The 23,745-nt window shown below is 64.7% G+C and carries 21 protein-coding genes; 19 read left to right on the plus strand and 2 right to left on the minus strand.

Features of this window, described 5'->3' with window-relative positions; genetic code table 11:
* Positions 1–25: 25 nt before the first annotated feature.
* The 14 genes from secG (at position 26) to AUL33_RS00475 (ending at position 14,480) form a co-directional block, all read left to right on the plus strand.
* On the plus strand, positions 26–691 hold the full coding sequence (gene secG, locus AUL33_RS00410) for a preprotein translocase subunit SecG (protein WP_062202519.1): 666 nt from the start codon (positions 26–28) through the stop codon (positions 689–691).
* A 111-nt stretch (positions 692–802) separates the two neighbouring features.
* Positions 803–2,431: a CTP synthase gene (locus AUL33_RS00415; protein ID WP_062202521.1), complete on the plus strand. Its 1,629-nt coding sequence runs from the start codon at positions 803–805 to the stop codon at positions 2,429–2,431.
* Positions 2,431–3,261, plus strand: a complete 831-nt coding sequence (locus AUL33_RS00420) for a VOC family protein (RefSeq protein WP_062202523.1) — start codon at positions 2,431–2,433, stop codon at positions 3,259–3,261. Before AUL33_RS00415 ends, AUL33_RS00420 begins: the two co-directional genes overlap by 1 nt.
* Positions 3,262–4,092, plus strand: a complete 831-nt coding sequence (gene kdsA, locus AUL33_RS00425) for a 3-deoxy-8-phosphooctulonate synthase (RefSeq protein WP_062202524.1) — start codon at positions 3,262–3,264, stop codon at positions 4,090–4,092.
* An 89-nt stretch (positions 4,093–4,181) separates the two neighbouring features.
* The gene (eno, locus tag AUL33_RS00430; RefSeq protein ID WP_062202527.1) at positions 4,182–5,459 is read left to right on the plus strand and encodes a phosphopyruvate hydratase; all 1,278 of its coding nucleotides are present in this window, start codon (positions 4,182–4,184) and stop codon (positions 5,457–5,459) included.
* Positions 5,460–5,717: 258 nt separating this feature from the next.
* A complete protein-coding gene (locus tag AUL33_RS00435; RefSeq protein WP_062202531.1) occupies positions 5,718–6,047 on the plus strand; it encodes a septum formation initiator family protein in 330 nt (109 codons plus the stop codon).
* 147 nt (positions 6,048–6,194) lie between these two features.
* A complete protein-coding gene (gene pdhA, locus AUL33_RS00440; protein WP_082652220.1) occupies positions 6,195–7,289 on the plus strand; it encodes a pyruvate dehydrogenase (acetyl-transferring) E1 component subunit alpha in 1,095 nt (364 codons plus the stop codon).
* Between the two features lie 9 nt (positions 7,290–7,298).
* The gene (locus AUL33_RS00445; RefSeq protein ID WP_062202533.1) at positions 7,299–8,714 is read left to right on the plus strand and encodes a pyruvate dehydrogenase complex E1 component subunit beta; all 1,416 of its coding nucleotides are present in this window, start codon (positions 7,299–7,301) and stop codon (positions 8,712–8,714) included.
* A 300-nt stretch (positions 8,715–9,014) separates the two neighbouring features.
* Complete coding sequence (locus AUL33_RS00450) at positions 9,015–10,406, plus strand: pyruvate dehydrogenase complex dihydrolipoamide acetyltransferase (RefSeq protein WP_062202535.1); 1,392 nt, start codon at positions 9,015–9,017, stop codon at positions 10,404–10,406.
* Between the two features lie 35 nt (positions 10,407–10,441).
* Positions 10,442–11,083 carry an SGNH/GDSL hydrolase family protein gene (locus AUL33_RS00455; protein WP_062202537.1) on the plus strand — a complete coding sequence of 214 codons (642 nt, stop codon included), beginning with the start codon at positions 10,442–10,444 and terminating at the stop codon, positions 11,081–11,083.
* 64 nt (positions 11,084–11,147) lie between these two features.
* Positions 11,148–12,599, plus strand: coding sequence for a dihydrolipoyl dehydrogenase (lpdA, locus tag AUL33_RS00460; protein ID WP_062202539.1), 1,452 nt, complete (start codon positions 11,148–11,150; stop codon positions 12,597–12,599).
* A 130-nt stretch (positions 12,600–12,729) separates the two neighbouring features.
* The gene (locus AUL33_RS00465; protein WP_062202541.1) at positions 12,730–12,984 is read left to right on the plus strand and encodes a GlsB/YeaQ/YmgE family stress response membrane protein; all 255 of its coding nucleotides are present in this window, start codon (positions 12,730–12,732) and stop codon (positions 12,982–12,984) included.
* Between the two features lie 41 nt (positions 12,985–13,025).
* The gene (gene lipA, locus AUL33_RS00470) at positions 13,026–14,000 is read left to right on the plus strand and encodes a lipoyl synthase (protein ID WP_062202544.1); all 975 of its coding nucleotides are present in this window, start codon (positions 13,026–13,028) and stop codon (positions 13,998–14,000) included.
* 15 nt (positions 14,001–14,015) lie between these two features.
* Positions 14,016–14,480 (plus strand): type II toxin-antitoxin system RatA family toxin, encoded by a 465-nt coding sequence (locus AUL33_RS00475; protein ID WP_062202546.1) that lies wholly within the window; start codon positions 14,016–14,018, stop codon positions 14,478–14,480.
* Here the strand turns inward: AUL33_RS00475 and AUL33_RS00480 are convergent.
* Together AUL33_RS00480 and AUL33_RS00485 are read right to left on the minus strand one after the other, a co-directional pair.
* Positions 14,477–14,989, minus strand: a complete 513-nt coding sequence (locus AUL33_RS00480) for a CinA family protein (protein ID WP_062202548.1) — start codon at positions 14,987–14,989, stop codon at positions 14,477–14,479. The two genes, AUL33_RS00475 and AUL33_RS00480, sit on opposite strands and share 4 nt — an antisense overlap.
* A 1-nt stretch (position 14,990) precedes the next feature.
* Positions 14,991–16,175: a bifunctional 2-C-methyl-D-erythritol 4-phosphate cytidylyltransferase/2-C-methyl-D-erythritol 2,4-cyclodiphosphate synthase gene (locus AUL33_RS00485; protein WP_062202737.1), complete on the minus strand. Its 1,185-nt coding sequence runs from the start codon at positions 16,173–16,175 to the stop codon at positions 14,991–14,993.
* Positions 16,176–16,302: 127 nt separating this feature from the next.
* Between AUL33_RS00485 and AUL33_RS00490 the strand changes: the two genes are divergently transcribed.
* From AUL33_RS00490 to AUL33_RS00510, 5 genes are all read left to right on the plus strand, one after another.
* A complete protein-coding gene (locus tag AUL33_RS00490) occupies positions 16,303–17,445 on the plus strand; it encodes a tRNA-dihydrouridine synthase (protein WP_244491793.1) in 1,143 nt (380 codons plus the stop codon).
* A 4-nt stretch (positions 17,446–17,449) separates the two neighbouring features.
* A complete protein-coding gene (locus AUL33_RS00495; protein WP_062202550.1) occupies positions 17,450–18,595 on the plus strand; it encodes a nitrogen regulation protein NR(II) in 1,146 nt (381 codons plus the stop codon).
* Positions 18,595–20,043: a nitrogen regulation protein NR(I) gene (ntrC, locus tag AUL33_RS00500; protein WP_062202552.1), complete on the plus strand. Its 1,449-nt coding sequence runs from the start codon at positions 18,595–18,597 to the stop codon at positions 20,041–20,043. Before AUL33_RS00495 ends, ntrC begins: the two co-directional genes overlap by 1 nt.
* 75 nt (positions 20,044–20,118) lie before the next feature.
* Positions 20,119–22,362 (plus strand): PAS domain-containing sensor histidine kinase, encoded by a 2,244-nt coding sequence (locus AUL33_RS00505; protein ID WP_062202554.1) that lies wholly within the window; start codon positions 20,119–20,121, stop codon positions 22,360–22,362.
* The gene (locus tag AUL33_RS00510; RefSeq protein WP_062202556.1) at positions 22,362–23,723 is read left to right on the plus strand and encodes a sigma-54 dependent transcriptional regulator; all 1,362 of its coding nucleotides are present in this window, start codon (positions 22,362–22,364) and stop codon (positions 23,721–23,723) included. Before AUL33_RS00505 ends, AUL33_RS00510 begins: the two co-directional genes overlap by 1 nt.
* Positions 23,724–23,745: the final 22 nt, after the last annotated feature.

The raw sequence follows: 23,745 nt of genomic DNA on the forward strand, positions 1-23,745 counted from the left end.
TGAACGATTGCGCGCGTCCGAACCCATGCAAACTGTCCTGATCGTCGTCCATCTCCTGATCGTGCTCGCCCTTGTGGTCGTGGTGCTTCTGCAGCGCTCCGAGGGCGGCGCTCTCGGCATGGGCGGCGGCGGTGGCGGCGGCCTGATGACGGCGCGCGGTGCGGCGAACGTGCTGACCCGCACGACGGCGATTCTCGCGACGCTGTTCTTCATCACATCGATGGCGCTCGGTATCCTGGCGCGTTACGGCGGCAGCCCGCTCGACATTCTCGACCGCGTTCCGACCCAGTCGGGCACGGCCACCGGAGCGGCGCCGGCCAGTGGCTCGTTGCTCGACCAACTCGGTGGCCTGCCGGGCGAGACGCCCGCGACAGACGCGCCTGTCGACGTTCCCTCGGGCGCGACCCCGGCATCGCCCGCCGGTTCATCCAGCACTGCGCCGACAGCCGCGCCGGCGACGGTTGCTCCGGCGACCCAGAGCGGCGTGCCCACCGGCGCCTCGACCGCAACGGCCCCGGCGGTCATTCCGGCCAATCCCGCTCCCGAAGCGTCGAATGCCGATCCCGTTCCGACGGTGCCGCCGGTGGAAGCACCTGCCCCCGGCGCGACGACGACAGGTACGGCAACGGAGACGACCGCTCCGGTCACCGACGTTCCGGCGACGACCACACCCGCTCAGCCCGCCCAGTAAGGGCCCAGCGGTTCGAAAGTCTCATTCGCGGGGCGCTCTGGCGCCCCGTTTCGTTTGGCGGCCGTAATTTCGGCTGGCCGAATCCAGTTCGAGAGCGTATCGGGAAGGCCCATGGCGCGATATATTTTCATCACCGGCGGCGTGGTCTCATCACTGGGCAAGGGAATCGCTTCGGCGGCTCTCGGCGCCCTGCTTCAAGCCCGCGGATACCGCGTGCGGCTTCGAAAGCTCGACCCCTATCTCAACGTCGATCCGGGCACGATGAGCCCGACGCAACACGGCGAGGTCTTCGTGACCGACGACGGCGCGGAAACGGATCTCGACCTCGGCCACTACGAGCGGTTCACCGGGCGCTCCGCCAACAAGCGCGACAACGTTACTACCGGCCGGATCTATCAGGAGATTATCGCCAAGGAGCGACGCGGCGACTATCTCGGCGCGACCGTTCAGGTCATCCCGCACGTCACCGACGCGATCAAGGAGTTCGTCGTCGAGGGGAATGAGGACTACGACTTCGTCCTCTGCGAGATCGGCGGCACTGTCGGCGACATCGAGGCGATGCCGTTCATGGAGGCGATCCGACAGCTCGGCAACGACCTGCCGCGCAACGGCGCGGTCTACGTCCATCTGACGCTGATGCCCTACATCCCGACCGCTGGCGAGTTGAAGACCAAGCCAACCCAGCATTCGGTGAAGGAACTCCGCTCGATCGGCATCCAGCCGCATATCCTGCTCGTCCGCGCCGATCGTCCGATCCCGAAGGAGGAGCGTCGCAAGATGAGCCTCTTCTGCAACGTGCGGGAAACGGCCGTCATCCAGGCGCTCGACGTCGCGACGATCTACGACGTGCCGATCGCCTACCACCAGGAAGGTCTCGACACCGAGGTTCTCGCGGCCTTCGGCATCGATCCCGCTCCCAAGCCCAAGCTGGAGCGCTGGCATCAGGTCGTCGATGGCATCACCAATCCCGAGGGCGAGGTGACGATCGCCGTGGTCGGCAAGTATACGGGCCTCAAGGACGCCTACAAATCGCTGATCGAGGCGCTGCAGCACGGCGGCATCGCCAACAAGGTGCGCGTCAAGCTCGACTGGATCGAGTCGGAGGTCTTCGAGAAGGAGGACCCGACGCCCTACCTCGAACGCGTCAACGGCATCCTGGTCCCCGGTGGCTTCGGCGAGCGCGGCTCCGAGGGCAAGATCCTCGCCGCCAAGTTTGCGCGCGAGCACAACGTCCCCTATTTCGGCATCTGCTTCGGCATGCAGATGGCGGTCATCGAGGCGGCTCGTTCGCTCGCCGGCATCGAGCAGGCGGGCTCTACAGAGTTCGGCGCGACCCCCGAGCCGGTGGTCGGCATTATGACCGAGTGGATGAAGGGCAACGAACTGGAGCAGCGGGCCAGCGAGGGCGACCTCGGCGGCACCATGCGTCTCGGCTCCTACGAGGCCCGTCTCAAGGCTGGTTCGCGGATCGCCGACATCTACGGCGACACGACCATCAATGAACGGCACCGCCACCGCTACGAGGTGAACCGCACCTATCGCGAGCGGCTGGAAGCGGCCGGGATGACGTTTGCTGGCATGTCGCCGGACGGCCTGTTGCCGGAGACGGTGGAGCTTGCCGATCACCCCTGGTTCATTGGCGTGCAGTATCATCCCGAGTTGAAGTCGCGCCCGTTCGAGCCGCATCCACTCTTCGCCTCTTTCATCGAGGCGGCGATGGAACGGTCCCGGCTCGTCTGATGTCGGTGGTCGTGGGCCCCGCCGGTTCGTCGCCGCGGCCCGTGGATCACGTCGTTATGCCGGTCGCATCGCTGGATGATGCGCGCCGTCTGTTCGAAATGCTTGGGTTTCAGGTCGCGCCCGATGCGGCCCATCCGTTCGGCACGGCAAATGCCTGCGTGTTCTTCGCCGATGGCAGCTACATTGAACTTCTCGCGGTCGGGGACCGGTCTGCCTACGACGCGGCGATCGCTGCCGGTTCCGTCTTCGTCCGGCATGACCGCGCGTTCCGCGACGCCTTCGAACTGCCGGTGATGTCGGGCGTCGCCTTTCGGTCCGACAATGCGGACGCCGATCACGAGCGCCTCGCGGCAGCTGGTTGGAGCGAATCCGACGTCTTCGAGTTCGGGCGGTCGTTTCGGCTGCCGGACGGTCGCGAGGGCCGGATCGCGTTTCGTCTGGCCTTCGCGAGGCAGGACGACCCGAGCGAACCCCTGTTCTTCTTCTGCCAACCCGCCGGCTCGACGAGGCCCGACCGGTCGGCATTGGCCATTCATCCGAACGGCGCCACCGGGCTCGCCGCGATCGTCCTGAACGGCGACGATCGGCAAGCGAAGCTTCGGATGATTCGAGGCGGCGTCGATGACGACACACCGTTCCTTTCGCTTGGTCGTGCCGAAGGCGATGCCTCCAGCACCGGCATCGCCGGCTTGATCATTCGGATCCCCGCCATCGATCCGGTCATCAACGCGGCTGCACGGGCCGCTCTCCCGGTTCGGCGGGACGTGGGGCGGTTCGCCATTTCTATGGGGGCGGGCCGTGTCCCGTTCCTTGCTTTCGAGGACGCCTAGATGCCGACAAACGCCACGGTCCGCGCCAAGGGCGCCACCTTCGCCGCCGATCGCCCGTTCGCGCTCATCGCTGGTCCCTGCCAGATGGAAAGCCGGGATCATGCTTTGATGATTGCCGAGCGCATGGTGCGCATCACCGGCGATCTCGGGATCGACTTCGTGTTCAAGGCAAGCTTCGACAAAGCCAACCGCACGAGCCTGAAGGGCCAGCGCGGCATAGGGCTCGACGGCGCGCTCAAGGTGTTCGAGGAGGTTGCGCGCACGTTCGAGGTGCCCGTGTTGACCGACGTCCACACCGAGGACCAGTGCCGTGTCGTCGGCGAGGTCTGCGACATCCTGCAGATCCCGGCGTTCCTCTGCCGGCAGACCGATCTTCTCATTGCTGCCGCCAAGACCGGTCGTGTCGTGAACATCAAGAAGGGCCAGTTCCTGGCCCCTTGGGACATGACGAACGTTCTCGCCAAGGTCACCGAAAGCGGCAATCTCGACGTGCTCCTGACGGAGCGCGGCGCCTCATTCGGCTACAACACGCTGGTGTCCGACTTCCGCGCCTTGCCGATCATGGCCGAGACGGGCGCGCCCGTCGTGTTCGACGCCACGCATTCTGTGCAGCAGCCGGGTGGTCAGGGTGGCTCCTCCGGGGGCGAGCGCCGTTTCGTGGAGACGCTGGCGCGTGCCGCCGTCGCGGTCGGCGTTGCCGGCCTTTTCATCGAGACGCACGAAGCGCCCGACGACGCGCCGTCCGACGGGCCCAACATGGTGCCGCTCGACGGAATGCTGGAGTTGTTGCGCCGTTTGCAGGCCCTCGACGCGGTGGCGAAGGGCTTCTGACACCAGACGCCGCCCGCGAGGCGGTTTGCGATCTGCATCCGATGTTCTAGAAGGCGCCGGACGCAGCCCCACTTCAACGGGAGACGAGCATGACGGCGATCATCGACATCATCGGCCGGGAGATCCTGGACAGTCGCGGCAATCCGACGGTCGAGGTGGACGTCTTCCTCGAAGACGGCTCCATGGGCCGTGCCGCCGTTCCGTCCGGTGCCTCCACCGGAGCGCACGAAGCGGTGGAACTGCGCGACGGCGACGAGCGCTACGGCGGCAAGGGCGTGCAGCAGGCCGTGCAGGCCGTCAACAACGACATTCTCGAAGCCATCGTGGGCTTCGAGGCCGAGAACCAGATCCGCATCGACTCGGTCCTGCGTTCGCTCGACGGAACGCCGAACAAGAGCCGCCTCGGCGCCAACGCCATCCTCGGCGTTTCACTCGCCGTTGCCAAGGCCGCGGCCGACTCGGCCGGCCTGCCGCTTTACCGCTATGTCGGCGGCGCCTCGGCCCACGTCCTGCCCGTGCCGATGATGAACATCATCAATGGCGGCGCGCATGCCGACAATCCGATCGACTTCCAAGAGTTCATGATCATGCCGGTCGGCGCGGAGAGCTTCCGCGAGGCGCTGCGCATGGGCGCCGAAATCTTCCACACGCTGAAGAAGGCTTTGAAGGACGCCGGCCACAACACCAATGTCGGCGACGAGGGCGGCTTCGCCCCGAACCTCGCATCGGCGAAGGCCGGGCTCGACTTTGTGCTCGGCTCCATTGAGAAGGCCGGCTACAAGCCCGGCGAGGACGTCTACCTGGCGCTCGACTGCGCATCGACGGAGTTCTTCAAGAACGGCGTCTACGATCTCGAAGGCGAAGGCCGCAAGCTTTCCGGCGAAGAGATGGCCTCCTATCTCGCCGAACTCGCGGGCGCCTACCCGATCATCTCGATCGAGGACGGCATGGGCGAGGACGACTGGGCGGGCTGGAAGAGCCTCACCGACAAGATCGGTTCGAAGGTGCAACTCGTCGGCGACGATCTCTTCGTGACCAATTCGGTTCGCCTGCGCGAAGGCATCGAGAAGAAGGTCGCCAACTCGATCCTCGTCAAGGTCAACCAGATCGGGACACTCAGCGAGACGCTCGATGCGGTGAGCGTCGCCCACCGCGCCGGCTACACGGCCGTGATGTCGCATCGCTCGGGCGAGACCGAGGATTCGACCATCGCCGACCTCGCGGTCGCGACGAATTGCGGGCAGATCAAGACCGGTTCTCTCGCCCGGTCCGACCGGCTCGCGAAGTACAACCAGCTCCTGCGCATCGAGGAAGAGCTCGGCGACCAGGCGGTCTACGCCGGCCGTTCGATCCTGCGCGCCCGCTAGGGGTCCCAATTCTCGGCCAAGACTGGAAGGCGCCCGATCGGGCGCCTTCTTTCGTTTGGAGGCCCACCGACTCGCACCGTCGGCATGCTGCTCGCGCCTGTGCGAGGGGCAGCGTTGACGGGTCTGGCTCAGAGGCAAAGAATTGCGCCAACGGCTGCCTTTGCCTCTGGGAGCCACCCGACATCGCGAGCTGCCGAATGTTAGCCTTAACGCAATCTCAACGGCGGGCGTGCGAAGGTTGGGCGAGGAGATCGACCCATGCAGACGCGACAGAAACGCAAATCCTGGCTGAAGCCGCTGATCGTTCCCGCGATCACGATTCCCTGCCTCGTCTACTTCGCGCAGCAGTCACAGGGCGGGCGTTACGGCGTCGAAGCCGGGCTGGTCATGCAGGCCGAACTGATCCGGAAGGCTCAGGTCTACGAAGACTTGCTCACCGAGCGAAAAGCTCTGGAGCAACGGGTCAAGCTGCTGAGCGACGGCACGTTCGAACGAGACATGATTGACGAACGGGCACGACGTGCCCTCAATATGTCCAACGAAGACGAAATCACGATCCTCAACTTCCCACAGGCGAACCAAGAATAACCGCAGTCTGGTTCATTCATCGCGTTTGCGACATTTGAACCGCTTGGCGGTTAAAGCGAGTTGGTACGCTTGCTACGGTAGTCGGCCCCGGTATACTTGGCGAAAATTGGCCCACGCACGGTGGGCGTCAAGGGATAGGGAGCCTACATGGCCTCGGGCAAGCAGAAGAGCGGTGGCATCGACGTCGCTGCACAGGACGCCGCATCCTCCGCCGAAATCGTCAAGACGCTGAAGAGTTTCGATCCGCCCGCGCCGCTCGAATTCTCGAAGGACGAGGAGGTCCGTGCCTATCGCGACATGCTCCTGATCCGCCGCTTCGAGGAGAAGGCGGGCCAGCTCTACGGCATGGGCTTCATCGGCGGGTTCTGCCATCTCTACATCGGGCAGGAGGCAGTCGTCGTCGGCATGCAGATGTCGATGAAGCACGGTGATCAGGTCGTCACCGGCTATCGTGACCATGGCCACATGCTGGCCACCGGCATGGAATCGCGCGGCGTCATGGCCGAGCTCACGGGTCGCCGTTCCGGCTACTCGAAGGGCAAGGGCGGCTCGATGCACATGTTCTCCAAGGAGAAGCATTTCTACGGTGGTCACGGCATCGTCGGGGCGCAGGTGTCGATCGGCACAGGTTTGGCCTTTTCGAACCGCTACAAGGGCAACGACTCCGTCGCCATCACCTATTTCGGCGACGGCGCGTCGAACCAGGGGCAGGTCTACGAGAGCTTCAATATGGCCTCGCTCTGGAAGCTTCCGGTGATCTACATCATCGAGAACAACCGCTATGCCATGGGTACGTCGGTCAGCCGCGCCTCGGCCGAGACGAACTTCGCCCACCGCGGCATCTCCTTCAAGATTCCGGGCATCCAGGTCGACGGAATGGACGTGCGGGCCGTGAAGGCCGCCGGCGATCTGGCGATCCAGCATTGCCGCGATGGCGAAGGCCCGATGATCCTCGAGATGATGACCTATCGCTATCGCGGTCACTCGATGTCGGATCCTGCGAAGTACCGGACGCGCGACGAAGTTCAAAAGATGCGCGCCGATCATGATCCGATCGAGCAGGTACGCCAGCGTCTCGTCGAATTGCACGGTATGAGCGAAGACGAGTTGAAGGCTTTCGACAAGGACGTCCGCGACATCGTCGCCGATGCCGCCGAATTCGCCCAGAACGATCCCGAGCCGGACCCGTCGGAGCTGTGGACCGACATCTACGCCGACGAGATCCCGCAGGCTGCAGAGTAAGAGGGCGCCATGCCGACCGAGATTTTGATGCCCGCGCTTTCTCCGACGATGGAGGAAGGAACGCTCTCGAAATGGGTGAAGCAGGAGGGCGATACCGTCGCCCCAGGCGACGTCATCGCCGAGATCGAGACCGACAAGGCGACCATGGAGGTCGAGGCCGTCGATGATGGCGTCCTCGGGAAGATCGTGGTGCAGGCGGGAACCGAAGGCGTGAAGGTCAACGCCGTGATCGCGATCCTGCTCGCCGAGGGCGAGAGCGCCAGCGATATCGGATCGACGCCAGCGAAGGCCGAGCCGAAGGCAACGGCCTCGACCGACGACACGTCGAACGCCGAGCCTGCGGAGAAGGCCAAGCCCGCGCCCGTGCCGGCGCAGGGAATGTCGCATCCCGAGCCGGACGATGCCGACGGCGACTACGCCGAAGAGATCCCGGCTGGAACGAAGATGGCCACGCAGACCGTGCGCGAGTCGTTGCGCGACGCGATGGCCGAAGAGATGCGCCGGGACGAGGGCGTCTTCCTGATGGGCGAAGAGGTCGCCGAATATCAGGGCGCCTACAAGATCAGCCAGGGTCTGCTGGACGAGTTCGGTGCCCGCCGCGTCGTCGACACGCCCATCACCGAGCACGGGTTCGCCGGTCTGGGCGTCGGCGCGGCCTTCGGCGGTCTGCGCCCGATCGTCGAGTTCATGACGTTCAATTTCGCCATGCAGGCCATCGACCAGATCATCAACTCCGCGGCCAAGACGCTCTACATGGCGGGCGGCCAGATGGGCTGCCCGATCGTGTTCCGTGGCCCGAACGGCGCGGCGGCTCGCGTCGCGGCGCAGCACAGCCAGGATTATGCCGCCTGGTACGGCCAGATCCCGGGCCTGAAGGTCGTGATGCCCTATACGGCAGCCGACGCGAAGGGCTTGCTGAAGTCGGCCATCCGCGATCCCAATCCGGTGGTCTTCCTCGAGAATGAGATCCTCTACGGCCAGTCCTTCGAAGTGCCGCAGGGCGACGACTGGACCGTGCCGATCGGCAAGGCTCGTGTTCATCGCAAGGGCAAGGACGTGACGATCGTCTCGTTCGGCATCGGCATGACCTACGCCGTAGCGGCCGCCGAGCAGCTCGCCAAGGACGGGATCGACGCTGAGATCATCGATCTTCGGACGATCCGTCCGATGGACGTCGATGCGATCGTGCGTTCGGTCAAGAAGACCAATCGTTGCGTCACCGTCGAAGAAGGTTGGCCGCAGGGCTCGATCGGCTCCGAGATCGCTTCGCAGCTCATGGTCCGCGCATTCGATTATCTGGATGCGCCTGTGCTGAAGGTCTGCGGCAAGGACGTCCCGATGCCTTACGCGGCCAATCTCGAGAAGCTGGCGCTGCCGACGGTGAAGGACGTGATCGAGGCGGTGAACGCCGTCTGCTACCGCTAGGATCATTCGGATGGCGGCTGCCGCGGAGATCGAACCCAGCGCATTCCAGTCGATGACATGTGCTGGGCGGTCGAACTTCCGGCCGTCGCCATCCGATTTGGTTTGGCATGCCGTCTCGTCATTGGCAGGATCGATGCCCTGAACGAGGCCGAGCCGCCGTTGCGTGAGGCTCGTATGAGCTTTGCGATGCGGGCTCGACCATTTGAGATTCACGACACCGGCCCATTCACGCCGGTGGCGCCCAGTCCGGCAAATTTCGCCTTGAGTTGATCGAGGCCCCATGAATCGCGGGAGCTTGTAATGCCCACCAACATCACGATGCCGGCCCTTTCGCCTACGATGGAAGAGGGCAACCTGGCGAAGTGGCTGGTAAAGGAGGGCGATAAGGTCTCGTCCGGCGACGTCATCGCGGAGATCGAGACCGACAAGGCGACGATGGAAGTCGAGGCGGTCGACGAAGGCATCGTCGCCAAGATCGTCGTGCCAGCGGGAACGGAAGGCGTGAAGGTCAACGCCGTCATCGCGATCCTGGCGATCGACGGTGAGAGCGCCGAGGCCGCCTCGTCCGGTGGCGGCGCCGGCTCGTCCGACGCCAAGGCTGACGATGCCGTGATCGGCACCGTCGCGGACGCCAAGAACGTCAATCAGCGTGGCGATCAGCGCCCGGCTGAAACGGCTTCTACGGGTTCAGGCGCGTCCGCGCCGGCATCCACCTCTGCGCCGACGAGCGGAGACCGCGTCTTCGCCTCGCCGCTCGCGCGCCGCATCGCCAAGGACAAGGGCGTCGATCTTTCGTCGGTAACCGGCTCGGGTCCGCATGGTCGCATCGTGAAAACGGACGTCGAGAGTTTCGATGTGTCGGTGCCGCCGGCTGCGAAATCCAAGGCGAGCGACGCGCCGCAGACATCGGCAGCGCCCGTCCCGGCGGCTGCTGCCAAGCCGGCGAGTGACGAGTCGGTGCTCAAGCTGTTCGCCGAGGGGTCTTACGAGAAGATCCCGCATGACGGCATGCGCAAGACGATCGCCAAGCGGCTCGTCGAGTCGAAGCAGACCGTGCCGCACTTCTACCTGTCGGTGGACTGCGAACTCGATGCGCTTCTGGCGCTGCGCAAGCAGCTGAACGCCGCCGCCCCGACCGTGAAGTCGGAGGCAGGAGAGCGTCCTGCCTACAAGCTTTCGGTCAACGACATGGTCATCAAGGCGATGGCGGGCGCGCTCAAGGCGGTGCCGAACGCCAACGTCTCGTGGACCGAGACGGCCATGTTGAAGCACAAGAACGCCGATGTCGGCGTCGCAGTCTCGATCGATGGTGGACTCATCACGCCCATCATCCGACGCGCCGACGAGAAGACGCTGTCGGCCATCTCGAACGAGATGAAGGACCTCGCCAAGCGTGCCCGGTCCCGCAAGCTGAAGCCCGAAGAGTATCAGGGTGGCACCACGGCGGTGTCCAATCTCGGTATGTTCGGCATCAAGGACTTCTCGGCGGTCATCAACCCGCCGCATGCCACGATCCTGGCCGTGGGAGCCGGCGAGGAGCGCGCCGTCGTTAAGAACGGTGCGGTCGTCGTCGCGACGGTGATGACGGTGACGCTTTCGACGGATCACCGCGCGGTGGACGGAGCGCTGGGCGCCGAACTGATCTCGGCGTTTAAGCAGTTGATCGAGAACCCGATGAGCATGCTCGTGTGAGCGAAACAGAACGGTGGCGGCGGGGAGGCTGCGGGATGAAGACCGTACTCTGCTACGGCGACTCGTTGACCTGGGGCTACGATGCGAGCGGCCCCGGACGTCACGCCTACGACGATCGCTGGCCGAGCATCGTGGCGGATGCCCTGTCTGGACGCGTCCGGGTCATTGCCGAGGGATTGAACGGGCGTACGACGGCCTATGACGATCATCTGACAGCGGCGGATCGGAACGGCACGCGTCTGCTCCCGACGATTCTGGCGACGCACGAGCCCGTCGATATCCTGATCATCGCGCTTGGAAGCAACGACCTGAAGCGGCACACCGGCGGCGGACGCGTGTTCGAAGCCGTCCGCGGAGTCGAGCGTCTGGTGGAGATCACCCGCTCGTTTGCCTCCTCGTTCGGATACGCTTCGCCGGAGATCCTGATCGTCTCGCCGCCGGCTCTTGTTCCGACCGCGGACGCAGCCTTCGACGAGATGTTCGGCTTCGCCATCGAAGCCTCGAACACGTTCTCGCAAGCCTATGGACGGCTGGCGGCCGAGTTAGGCTGCCATCACGTCGCGGCCTCGGCTGTCTGCGAGGCGACGCCGCTCGACGGCATCCATCTCGACGCAGCCAACACACGAAAGCTGGGGCTCGCGATTGCGGCCGCGCTGGAGCCGCTGCTGCAGGACTGATTTCCCGTTGCGCCAGATGGCGCGGACCCAACGACCTCGGTCGAACCGAACGGACACGAAGCCCATGACCGACACCTACGACATCCTCATCATCGGCGGCGGACCCGGCGGATACGTCGCGGCGATCCGGGCCGCGCAACTCGGCTTCAAGACGGCCGTCGTCGAGCGCGAGCACATGGGCGGTATCTGCCTCAACTGGGGCTGCATTCCCACGAAGGCCTTGCTGCGCTCCGCCGAGATCTACCACTACGCGGAGCACGCGCAGAATTACGGGCTGGAGATCGCCAAGCCGAGCTTCCAGATGGACGCCGTGGTCAAGCGCTCACGCGGCGTGTCGGCGCAGCTCAATGGCGGCGTCTCCATGCTGATGAAGAAGAACAAGATCGATATCATCTGGGGCGAGGCCAAGCTGTCGAAGGCCGGGAAGGGCGGTCCCGTCGAAGTGACCGTAGGCGAGCCCAGCAAGCCCGCCGTGCTGCCGCAGAACCCGGTGCCGAAAGGCGTTCTGGGCCATGGGGCCTACAAGGCGAAGCACGTCATCGTCGCGACGGGTGCGCGTCCGCGCGTGCTGCCGGGGATCGAGCCGGACGGCGACCGCATCTGGACCTATTTCGAGGCGATGAAGCCGGCGGCGATGCCAAAGTCGCTCATCGTCATGGGATCGGGTGCGATCGGCATAGAGTTCGCCTCGTTCTACCGGACCATGGGTGCAGATGTGACGGTGGTCGAGCTCCTGCCGCAGATCCTTCCCGTCGAGGACGCCGAGATCGCCGCCGTGGCGCGCAAGCAGTTCGAGAAGCAGGGGATGAAGATCCTCATCGACGCCAAGGTTGCCAAGGTCGCCAAGACCGGGTCCGGTGTCGAGGTGACGATCGAGCAGGGCGGGAAGACGCAGGTTCTCTCCGCCGAACGGCTGATCTCCGCCGTCGGCGTGCAGGGCAATACCGAGGGCCTGAACCTCGAGGGCGTCGGCGTCGTCATCGAGCGCGGCCTCGTTAAGATCGATGCGTACGGGCGCACCAACGTCGAGGGCGTCTACGCGATCGGGGACGTCGCGGGCGCGCCGATGCTGGCGCACAAGGCCGAGCATGAGGGCACGATCTGCGTCGAGAAGATCAAAGGCCTCGACGCGCATCCGATGAAGAAGACGCAGATCCCGGGATGCACCTACTGCCAGCCGCAGATCGCTTCTGTGGGCCTTACCGAGGCGAAAGCGAAGGAGGGCGGACGTGAGGTGAAGGTCGGCCGGTTCCGCTTTATCGGCAACGGCAAGGCCATCGCCCTCGGGGAGCCGGACGGAATGGTCAAGACGGTTTTCGATGCGAAGACCGGCGAACTGTTGGGCGCCCACATGGTGGGTGCGGAAGTCACCGAGTTGATCCACGGCTTTGTGATCGCCATGGGCCTTGAGACCACCGAAGAAGACCTGATGCACACGGTTTTCCCGCATCCAACCCTCTCGGAAATGATGCACGAGAGCGTTCTCGACGCCTACGGGAAGGTCATTCACATGTGAATCCGGCCGCGGCGTCGATTTTCGCCGCCGCCTTGTCGGAATCTCACGACACGGAGACTTGACCCGTCACATTTTGGTCCATTTACCCGTTAGGCGAGCGAAAGTGCCGCAGGTAAAACAGGAGTAGGGTATGAACGGCGTCGGAATTATTATGTCGATCATTCTCGGCGGTCTCGCCGGGTTCATCGCCGAGAAGATCATGAAGGCCAATGTCGGCCTTCTCACCAACATCATTCTCGGCATCGTTGGCGCGTTGTTCCTCAATTTCATTCTCGGTCTGCTCGGCGTCTACACGGCGCCGTCGCTGATCGTTCAGTTCATCGTCGCCATTGTCGGCGCCTGCATCCTGATCTTCATCTGGCGTGCCATTCGCGGCCGCGCGTAAGTCGCGTTGCGTCGAGCGGTGGCCTGTCTTAAGTAGGCTTCATGGTCACCGTTCTCGACAGCCGTTCCGTGGCCGGGGTTTCTCCCCGGCCACGCCATCCCGAAAAGGCGCATCGGCCTGACAGCGAGGTTCTGCCGAAGCCCGACTGGATCCGCGTGAAGGCGCCGGTCTCCGCGGGTTACCAAGAGACCCGCAGCATCGTGAAAGCCGACAACCTCGTCACGGTTTGTGAAGAGGCGGGCTGCCCGAACATCGGGGGATGCTGGGAGAAAAAGCACGCGACGTTCATGATCATGGGTGGGATCTGCACCCGGGCTTGCGCGTTCTGCAACGTTGCCACCGGCATGCCGCATGCGCTTGATCCGACAGAGCCGGCCAGCGTCGGCCGCGCCGTCGCCAAGATGGGCCTCAGTCACGTCGTCATCACATCGGTCGATCGAGACGATCTCCCCGATGGTGGCGCGCAGCATTTCGTCGAAACGATCCGCGCAATCAGGGCCTCGGCGCCCGGCACCACGATCGAGATCCTGACGCCGGACTTCCTGCGCAAGCCGGGAGCGCTCGAAACGGTTGTCGCGGCGAAGCCCGACGTGTTCAACCACAATCTCGAGACCGTCCCTTCGAACTATCTGACCGTCCGTCCGGGCGCCCGGTACTTCCATTCCATCCGCCTGCTTCAGCGGGTGAAGGAGCTTGATCCGACGATCTTCACCAAGTCCGGCATCATGGTCGGATTGGGTGAGGAGCGGAACGAGATTCTTCAGCTGATGGATGACCTGCGCACCGCCGATGTCGATTTCATTACGATCGGGCAGTACCTGCAGCCGACACGCAAGCACCACGCGGTCATTCGCTACGTGACGCCCGAAGAGTTCAAATCCTATGAGACCGTGGGCTACACCAAGGGCTTCCTCGTGGTCGCCTCGAGCCCTCTGACGCGCTCGTCGCATCACGCTGGCGAGGATTTCGAGAAGCTCAAGGTGGCGCGGCTCGCCAAGCAGCCCGTCGCGGCCTGACGCGACGGGACGACGATGCCTAAATTCGAGAACTCCCGAACCGTCCGTCACACCCCGGAGGAGATGTTCGCACTGGTGGCGGACGTCGAGCGTTATCCGGAGTTCCTGCCGCTGTGCCAGAAGCTTGTGGTGCGCTCGCGCAAGGAGCGCGACGGCAAGACGCTGCTGATTGCCGACATGACCGTCGCCTACAAGATGATCCGGGAAACGTTCGCATCTCAGGTGCTGCTGAAGCCCGGCGAGCGTGAGATCGACGTGAAGTATGTCGACGGCCCGTTCCGTTATCTGGAAAACCGCTGGACCTTTCTCGAGGTGCCGGCGGGATGCGAAGTCCGCTTCTTCATCGACTACGAGTTCAAGAGCCGCACGCTCGGCATCCTGATGGGCTCGATGTTCGACTATGCCTTCCGCCGCTTTGCCACGGCCTTCGAGGAACGCGCGGATAAGGTCTATCCAAGGGTGCCGGCGGTGGCGACCTAACGCGACACCGGTTCCATTGTGTCCAAAGCACAGAACAGCATGTTCAGCGCAACGAGGACGCTGGCGTTACGGACCTCGGACCGTCCAAGGTCGCCGAAACGACATTCCCGGTGCCATGCGTCTGAAGTTGTGGCGCAGCCGAAGTGGACAAGCCCAACCGGCTTGGTCTCGGTCGCCCCGCCGGGCCCGGCGATTCCGGTGATGGAGACCGCAATCTCGGCATGCGAATGCGCAAGGGAACCTCGCGCCATGGCTTTGGCAACCACCTGAGACACCGCGCCATGGGCCTCGATCGTCGACGCCGGGATCCCGAGCATCTCGCTCTTGGCAGCATTCGAGTATGTGACGAAACCGCGATCGAGAACCGCCGAGGAACCGGGAATGCCGGTGAGGGCCGCCGCAACGAGACCGCCTGTGCAGGACTCCGCCGTTACGATCCGTACCCGGAGTTGAGTGGCACGGGCGACGATCTGGGTGGCCAAGGCCTCGATCCCGTCGGCGGTTGTCATCTCAGCCACCGTAGACGACGCTGGCGGTGGCAATCGCGGCGATGCCTTCGCGCCGACCGACAAAGCCTATCGTCTCGTTCGTCGTCGCCTTGACCGAAATCCGGTCGGGCGTCAGCCCTGTCATGTCGCCGATGGCCCGCACCATCGCCTCGCGATGCGGCGAGACCTTCGGAGCCTCGCTGATCAGGGTGATGTCGACGTTGCAGATGCGGCCGCCGTGATCGCCAACGATCCCGACGGCATGTCGCACGAAGATCTCGGAGGCGGCACCGCGCCACTGCGGATCGCTCGGCGGAAAGTGGGTTCCGATGTCGCCGGCCCCGCAGGTTGCGAGGATAGCGTCGGTCAGGGCATGAAGTCCGACGTCGGCATCGGAATGGCCGAGCAGCGTTTGGTCATGGGGGATGCGCACGCCGCAGAGCGTCACATGGTCTCCCGGTACGAGTTGGTGAACGTCGTAGCCGTTGCCGGTGCGAACGTCGATCATCGGTGAACCCTTCAACTTGCGGTCGGCGACGTCGATGTCGATCGCCAGCGTCAGCTTGACGTTCTCGGCAGCGCCGGGAACGAGCGCGACCGCGAGCCCGGCCCATTCGGCGATCGAGGCATCGTCCGTGAAGGTTGTGTCGCTGGCATCCGCGGCGTTTTCGTGGGCCGTGAGGATGGCGTCGTAGCGAAAGCCCTGCGGGGTCTGTGCGGCAAAGAGCGACGAGCGGTCGATCGTCTCGATGATCGTGGCGCAGTCGCTGGACCGTTTGATCGTATCGGTCAGCGAGATCGCCGGGATCGCGCCCATTCCCGCGCGGGTGCCGTCGATGACGGCATCGATGACGGCGTCGCTGGCGAAGGGACGCACGGCGTCGTGGATGAGAACGATGTCGGGCGCGTCGTTGCGCAGGTGCCGAAGCCCCCTGAGAACCGAAGCCTGCCGCGTCGCCGCGCCGTGAACGAGTTCAACCCGGTTCGTGTCCGCACCGACCGCACCTTGGGCAAGCGTTTCGTCGTCGGGATGAATGACCACGACGATCCGGTCGATGTCGCTGCGCTGGAGAAAGGTCGCGAGCGTCCACGACAGAACGGGCCTGCCGCCGATGCGGCGATACTGCTTTGGCCCCTCCGAACTGCGGCCAGCCCGTTCGCCGCGGCCTGCAGCCACCAGAACCGCCGCGATCTTTCGTTCTGCCATCTCGACCTCGTCTCCTCGATGGGAAGCGAAGACCATATCAGGGGGAGCGCGGCAAGCGTTCGCCGCTGGAGGATCGCGAGGCACCCGGTTTCCCCTCCGGATCTGCGCAAATGCGCTGCAGCATTTTATGTGCAGTCCCGCCCATTTTGATTGTCAAATGAGCATGCCTCGATATGATACAGCGATGTTGACGAATCTATCGCCAGTCTCGACGGATGATATCGAAGTAGGCGTTTTCGCGGATCGCGTGGTGCCTCCGCTGACGATTGGGTCGCTGAAACTCTCGGCGAGCGTTGCTCTGGCTCCGCTCTCCGGGATCACCGACGTTCCGTTCCGTGCGCTGGTTCGATCCTTCGGGGCGGAACTCGTCTACAGCGAAATGGTCGCCAGCGGCGAACTGTTGCGGGGGCTGACCGAGACGCGTCTGCGGGCGAGCCCTGATGGTTCCGGTCTTCATGCCGTCCAGCTTGCGGGACGCGATGCCGGCTCGATGAGCGAAGCTGCGCGGCGGGTTGCCAGCGACGGCGCCGATCTCATCGACATCAACATGGGCTGCCCGGCAAAGAAGGTCGTGGGAGGGCTGTCGGGCGCCGCGCTGATGCGAGACCTCGATCATGCGCTTCGTCTGATCGAGGCGACCGTGGAAGGCGCCGGCGCAGTGCCCGTGACCCTGAAGATGCGGCTCGGCTGGGATCGCGCCTCGATCAACGCGCCTGAACTGGCGCGTCGGGCCGAGGCGGCCGGGATCCGCCTCGTGACGGTTCATGGCCGTACGCGTGATCAGTTTTACGATGGCCACGCGGATTGGCCGGCCATCGCGGCCGTGAAGGCGGCGGTGTCCATCCCTGTGGTCGCCAATGGCGATCTTCGTGATCGGGCCGGCGAAATTCGTATGCGTCGCGAGAGCAGGGCGGATGGGGTGATGATCGGGCGGGGCGCCTGCGGGCGCCCATGGCTGCCTGCGATGCTCGCGGGAACGATGCCCGCCGCGCGATGGCGCGAGAGCTTCGGAGACCTCGTGTCGGGCCATTATGAGGCGATGCTTCGGCATTATGGCCACGACGTGGGCATGCGCCATGCCCGCAAGCATTTGGGCTGGTATGTCGATGCGTTCTCGGCCGCGAGCGGCGTGGATCTCACCCTCGACAAGGCTGCCATGTTGCGGGCTGTCGATCCCGCTGCGGTCGTCGCTCAGATCCGCGCTCTGTTCGCGGAGGCTTCGCTGGCCGACGTCGATCGCGCCCCCGCTTCATTCCAAAAGGCTGCCTGACACGATGACGCCTTCCGACGACGCCTCGTTCTCCCCGACCGAAACGGGCGTTCTGAACGCGCTTCCGCATCCGGTCTTCGTGCTCGGGCCCGACGGCAAGTTCGCGTTCGTGAACTCCGACGCCGAGCAGTTCTTCTCGTCCGGTGCCGCCAGCCTCGCCAAACGCAAGCTCAGCGACTTCATTCCATATGACAGCCCCATCTTCGGGTTGATCGATCAGGTGCGCCAGAACCATTCGCGGATCAGCGAGTATCGGGTCGATGTCTCGTCGCCGCGCCTCGGCGGCGAGCGGCTGGTGGATGTCTACGTCTCCAGCATGGCGGATCGACCGGAGCATCTGGTGGTGATGATCCAGTTGCGCTCGATCGCCGACAAGATGGACCGGCAACTGACCCATCGTTCCGCCGCTCGAACGGTTACGGGGCTGGCGGCGATGCTGGCCCATGAAATCCGCAACCCGCTCTCCGGCATCAAGGGCGCGGCGCAGTTGCTTGAAACGGCTGCGACCGACGAGGACCGGGTGCTGACGCGCCTCATCCAGGAAGAGAGCGACCGCATCGTCAAGCTCGTCGACCGGATGGAGGTCTTCTCCGACCAGCGCCCGATCGAGCGCTCGGCCGTGAACATCCATTCCGTGCTCGAGCATGTGAAGACGCTGGCCAAGAGCGGATTCGCGCGCGGCATCCGCATTCACGAGACCTATGATCCCTCGTTGCCATCGGTCTATGCGAACCGCGACCAGCTCGTTCAGGTCTTCATCAACCTCCTGAAGAACGCCAGCGAAGCGGTCGCCGGGCGCGAGGATGGCGAGATCCGTCTCTCGACGGCCTTTCGCCCGGGTGTGCGGCTGTCCGTGCCGGGAACCAAGACACGCGTGACGCTGCCGCTGGAGTTCATCGTCGAGGACAACGGCGTCGGCGTGCCCGACGACATCCGCGAACACATCTTCGATCCGTTCGTGACTACGAAGCCGAGCGGTACGGGCCTCGGCCTCGCGCTCGTCGCCAAGATCATCGGCGACCACGGCGGCGTCATCGAATGCGAGTCTCATTCGGGGCACACGATGTTCCGCGTGCTCATGCCGGCCTGGACGGACCCCAAGCGCTCCGACGAGGCAGCCAACCAACCCATGGGAAGGCGGACCCGCTGATGGCGACGTCGCAGATCCTCGTGGCGGACGACGACGCCGCCATTCGCACGGTCATTTCGCAGGCGCTGATGCGCGCCGGGTTCGAGGTGCGCGTCACGTCCAACATCGCGACGCTCTGGCGCTGGATCAGCTCCGGCGACGGCGATCTGGCGATCACCGACGTCCTGATGCCCGATGGCAACGTCTTCGACATTCTTCCGAAGATCAAGAACACCCGGCCTGACCTGCCGGTGATCGTCATGAGCGCGCAGAACACGTTTATGACGGCCATCAAGGCTTCGGAAAAGGGCGCCTACGACTACATTCCGAAGCCGTTCGATTTGACCGAACTTGTCGCGATCGTGCGACGAGCGCTGGCCGAGCCCAAGGCCTCGACGCGTCTGGCGGGACCGGAGGAGGGCGGCGAGGCGATCCCCCTTGTCGGCCGTTCGCCGGCCATGCAGGATATCTATCGCGCTCTGGCGCGCATGATGCAGACCGACCTGACGGTGACGATCACCGGCGAGTCCGGCACCGGCAAGGAACTCGTGGCACGCGCGCTCCACGACTACGGGCGCCGTCGCAAGGGACCCTTCGTCGCCATCAACATGGCCGCGATCCCGCGCGATCTCATCGAGTCCGAACTCTTCGGCCACGAGAAGGGCGCCTTCACCGGCGCTCAGAGCCGCACGAGCGGTCGGTTCGAGCAGGCCGAAGGCGGGACGCTGTTTCTCGACGAGATCGGCGACATGCCGATGGAGGCGCAGACGCGCCTTCTGCGCGTGCTCCAGCAGGGCGAATACACCGTCGTCGGCGGCCGGACGCCGATCGCGACGGACGTCCGCATCGTCTCGGCGACGAACAAGGACCTGCGCCAGCTGATCCAGCGCGGCCTGTTCCGCGAGGATCTGTTCTACCGGCTGAACGTCGTACCGCTGCGCCTGCCGCCGCTACGCGAGCGGATCGAGGATCTCGTCGATCTCACCAACCATTTCTTCGCCATCGTCCAGAAGGAAGGGCTTGCCCGCAAGACGCTGACCTCGAGCGCGCTCGACGTAATGCGGCGCTACTCCTGGCCGGGCAACGTGCGCGAACTGGAAAATCTGGTGCGGCGCCTCTGTGCGCTCTACCCGCAGGAAGAGATCAGCGGCGAACTGATCGACCACGAGTTGGCGAACGATCATGCGAAGTCACCGGGCGGTGACGGCGACTCCGCCAAGCCGATCGATCTCTCGGCCTCGGTGGAACGCTACCTGTCGGATTATTTCGCATCCTACGGCAACGATCTGCCGCCGCCGGGCCTGCACGGACGCATCCTGCGCGAGGTGGAATATCCGCTGATCGCGGCTGCTCTGGCGGCAACGCGGGGCAATCAGGTGAAGGCAGCGGACCTTCTCGGGGTCAACCGCAACACGCTGCGCAAGAAGATCCGGGACCTCGACATCTCGATCGTTCGATCAATTCGTTAAGACCCGTTTCATTTTTCGTTGCATTTTAGACACAATACGTTGCAAGCATGCCACGTGATTCACGGTGGGCATGGCATGACGGTACAGCCGATATCGACCGAAGGGGATCTGCCGGCGCCGAGCGAGCGCCGTCGGTTCATGCTGGTGCCCGGCATTCTCGCCGTCATCGGCGCGTTGGTGACGGGCGCGATCTCCTTCGTGGTGCTGATGGGCCTGACGCCGATTGCGCCGACGGACCGGGTCGTGACGATCGCCTCGCTCGTCAACGGCGTCTTCGTCGTTCTGCTCTGCACGCTCATCGCGCGCGAGGTGCTGCGCATGACGAGCGCGCGGCGGAACGGCAAGGCGGCCTCGCGCCTGCATGTGCGCATCGTCGTGCTGTTTGCGATCGTCGCGGCGCTGCCGGCGCTGCTCGTCGCCGTCGTCGCCGGCATCACGCTCGATCTCGGGCTCGACCGCTGGTTCGAGATCCGCACGCGTGCCATCGTCGATTCGTCGATCAGCGTGGCCAAGGCCTATGTCAACGAGAACGCCCGCAACCTGCAGGGCTCGACGATGTCGATGGCCTTCGATCTCGGAGCCCAGCGCCAGCTCTTCGATCTCGACCGGACCGGCTTCGAGCAGCTGATGACCGAGCAGGCGAAGGGGCGTTCGCTCCTCGGCGCGCAGTTGCTCACCGAAGACGGAACGCCGTTCCTGAAGGCCGACGTGCCGGTCGAGCGTCCGCTTCCGGTGCCGCCCACCGACGCGCTGCAGCAGGCCGCCGAAGGCAATCTCGTTTTCATCCCGCCGGGCGTCACCAATCTGGTCGGCGCGGTCATGCGGCTGCGCGGCTTCGGCGACGTCTATCTTTACACGGTGCGCGTCGTGGATCCGCAGGTCATCTCTGCGCTCAGCCTGATGGAAGAGCGAACCGCCGAATATTCCAGCCTGCAGAGCAACCGCTTCAACCTGCAGATCGCCTTCGCGCTGCTTTATCTCGGGATCACGCTGATCGTGCTCCTGTCGGCGATCTGGACCGGTATTGGCGTCGCCGACCGGCTGGTGCGACCGATCCGTCTCCTGATCGGCGCCGCCGACGAGGTCAGCGAGGGCAATCTCGGCGTGTCCGTGCCGGTCCGCGCGTCGGACGGCGACGTCGGCTCGCTGTCGAACACGTTCAACAACATGATCCGCCAGCTCCGCAGCCAGCGTCACGAGCTCGTTCACGCCAAGGACCTGATCGACGAGCGCCGTCGCTTCACCGAGGCGGTGCTGTCGGGTGTCACGGCCGGTGTCATCGGCGTCGGGGCGGACGGGCGCATCAGCATGTTGAACCCCTCGGCGGAGCGCATTCTGGCGACCCCGGCGAGCGAAGCCGTCGGCGAGCCGCTCGGTGTCCGCTTTCCGCTGATCGACGAGATCTACGAGAGCGCGCGGGCCTCGCGTCATGCCGAGCACCAGCAGCAGATCAAGCATCGCTCCCGCGAGCGCGAACGCGTGCTGACGATCCGGGTAACGTCCGAAGCGGTGGGCGAGGGTGCCTACCCCAGCGTCATCACGATCGACGACATCACCGATCTCGTGGATGCGCAGCGTTCCTCGGCCTGGGCCGACGTCGCTCGCCGCATTGCCCACGAGATCAAGAACCCGCTGACGCCCATCCAGCTCTCGGCTGAGCGCATCCGCCGCCGCTACGGCAAGATGATCGAGGGGGACCGCGAGGTCTTCGACCGCTGCGTCGACACGATCATCCGGCAGGTTTCCGATATCGGTCGAATGGTCGACGAATTTTCGACCTTTGCCCGCATGCCGAAGCCGAAGATGGAGGATCGCGACCTGCGCGAGGCGCTCCGCGAGGCCGTCTTCATGCGCGAGATGGGCGATCACGGCATCACCTTCGACACCGGCTACGGCGACCAGCCGCTACTCGGCTCCTTCGACATCCGGCTGCTGTCCCAGGCCTTCGGCAACCTCGTGAAGAACGCGGTCGAGGCGATGGAGACGTTGGAGGGCCACAAGGGCCGAATCTCGATCGGCGCACGTACCGAAGGCGACATGCATGTCGTCGAGATCGCCGACAACGGCCGAGGATTTCCTCGCGAGGATCGCGACCGGCTGCTCGAACCCTATATGACGACGCGGGAGAAGGGGACGGGGCTCGGCCTCGCCATCGTCCGCAAGATCGTCGAAGAGCATGGCGGCTCGATCGAACTCGACGACACGCCGAACGAGCCACATGGCGCGCTCGTGCGCATCCGGCTTCCCGCCACGCATGCCCCCGCGCCGGCTCGGATCGCTCCGGCACGCCCACACACGAACGAAGATGGTGAACGCTGATGGCATCGGACATCCTGATCGTCGATGACGAAGCTGATATCCGCGACCTGGTCGCCGGCCTGCTCGAGGACGAGGGGCACGAAACCCGGACGGCCAGCAACTCCGACGCGGCGCTGCAATCCATCGCCGACAGGGTGCCGAGGCTGATCTTCCTCGACATCTGGCTGCAGGGCAGCCGGCTGGACGGGCTCGACATGCTTGACGCCATCAAGGCGCAGCACCCGGACGTGCCGGTCGTCATGATCTCCGGTCACGGCAATATCGAGACCGCCGTGTCGGCTATCCGCCGCGGCGCCTATGATTATATCGAGAAGCCGTTCAAGGCCGATCGCCTCGTTCTGGTCGCCGAACGGGCACTGGAAAATTCCAAGCTCAAGCGCGAGGTCTCGGAGCTTAGGCGCCGGTCCTCCGATTCGCCGGAGCTTCTCGGCAAGTCGCACCCGATGAACCAGTTGCGCCAGACGATCGAACGCGTGGCGCCGACGAACAGCCGCGTGATGATCCTCGGGCCGTCCGGTTCCGGCAAGGAGATGGTGGCGCGCGCGATCCATGCGGCGTCGGCCCGCTCGAAGGGGCCCTTCGTGGCGCTGAACGCAGCGGCGATTACGCCCGACCGGATGGAGGTCGAACTGTTCGGGACCGAGACCCCGCCCGGCGTCGAGCGCAAGGTCGGCGCGCTCGAGGAGGCGCATGGCGGCGTCCTGTATCTCGACGAGGTCGGCGACATGCCGCGAGAGACGCAGAACAAGATCCTGCGGGTGCTCACCGACCAGACCTTCGAACGCGTCAACGGCGCCAAGAAGGTGAAGGTCGATGTGCGCATCGTCTCCTCGACGGCGCAGAACCTTGAATCGCTGATGGCGGAGGGTACGTTCCGAGAGGACCTGTTCCATCGTCTGGCGGTGGTGCCGATCGCCGTGCCGCCGCTGGCCGATCGGCGCGCCGACATCCCCATGCTGATCGACGCGTTCATGAAGCAGATCGGCGAGCAGACCGGCATCCGGCCAAAGGCGCTCAGCCCGGAGGCGCTCGCCGTTCTCCAGTCGAGCGACTGGCCGGGCAACATCCGTCAGCTTCGCAACAACATCGAGCGGCTGATGATCCTGTCGCGCTCCGACGGCTCGGATGCGATCTCGGCGGACATGCTGCCGCACGAGGTCGGCGACATGCTGCCGCGCACGCCGAGCCAATCCGACGGGCGCATTCTGGCGCTGCCGCTGCGCGATGCGCGCGAGGTCTTCGAAAAGGAGTATCTCGTCGCGCAGATCAACCGCTTCGGGGGCAACATCTCCCGCACCGCCGAGTTCGTCGGCATGGAGCGCTCGGCGCTGCACCGCAAGCTGAAGTCGCTGGGCATCTGACCCTAGCAGGAGAGCACGCCTC

The sequence above is a fragment of the Aureimonas sp. AU12 genome (genome assembly GCF_001463705.1).
Lineage (GTDB): Bacteria > Pseudomonadota > Alphaproteobacteria > Rhizobiales > Rhizobiaceae > Aureimonas.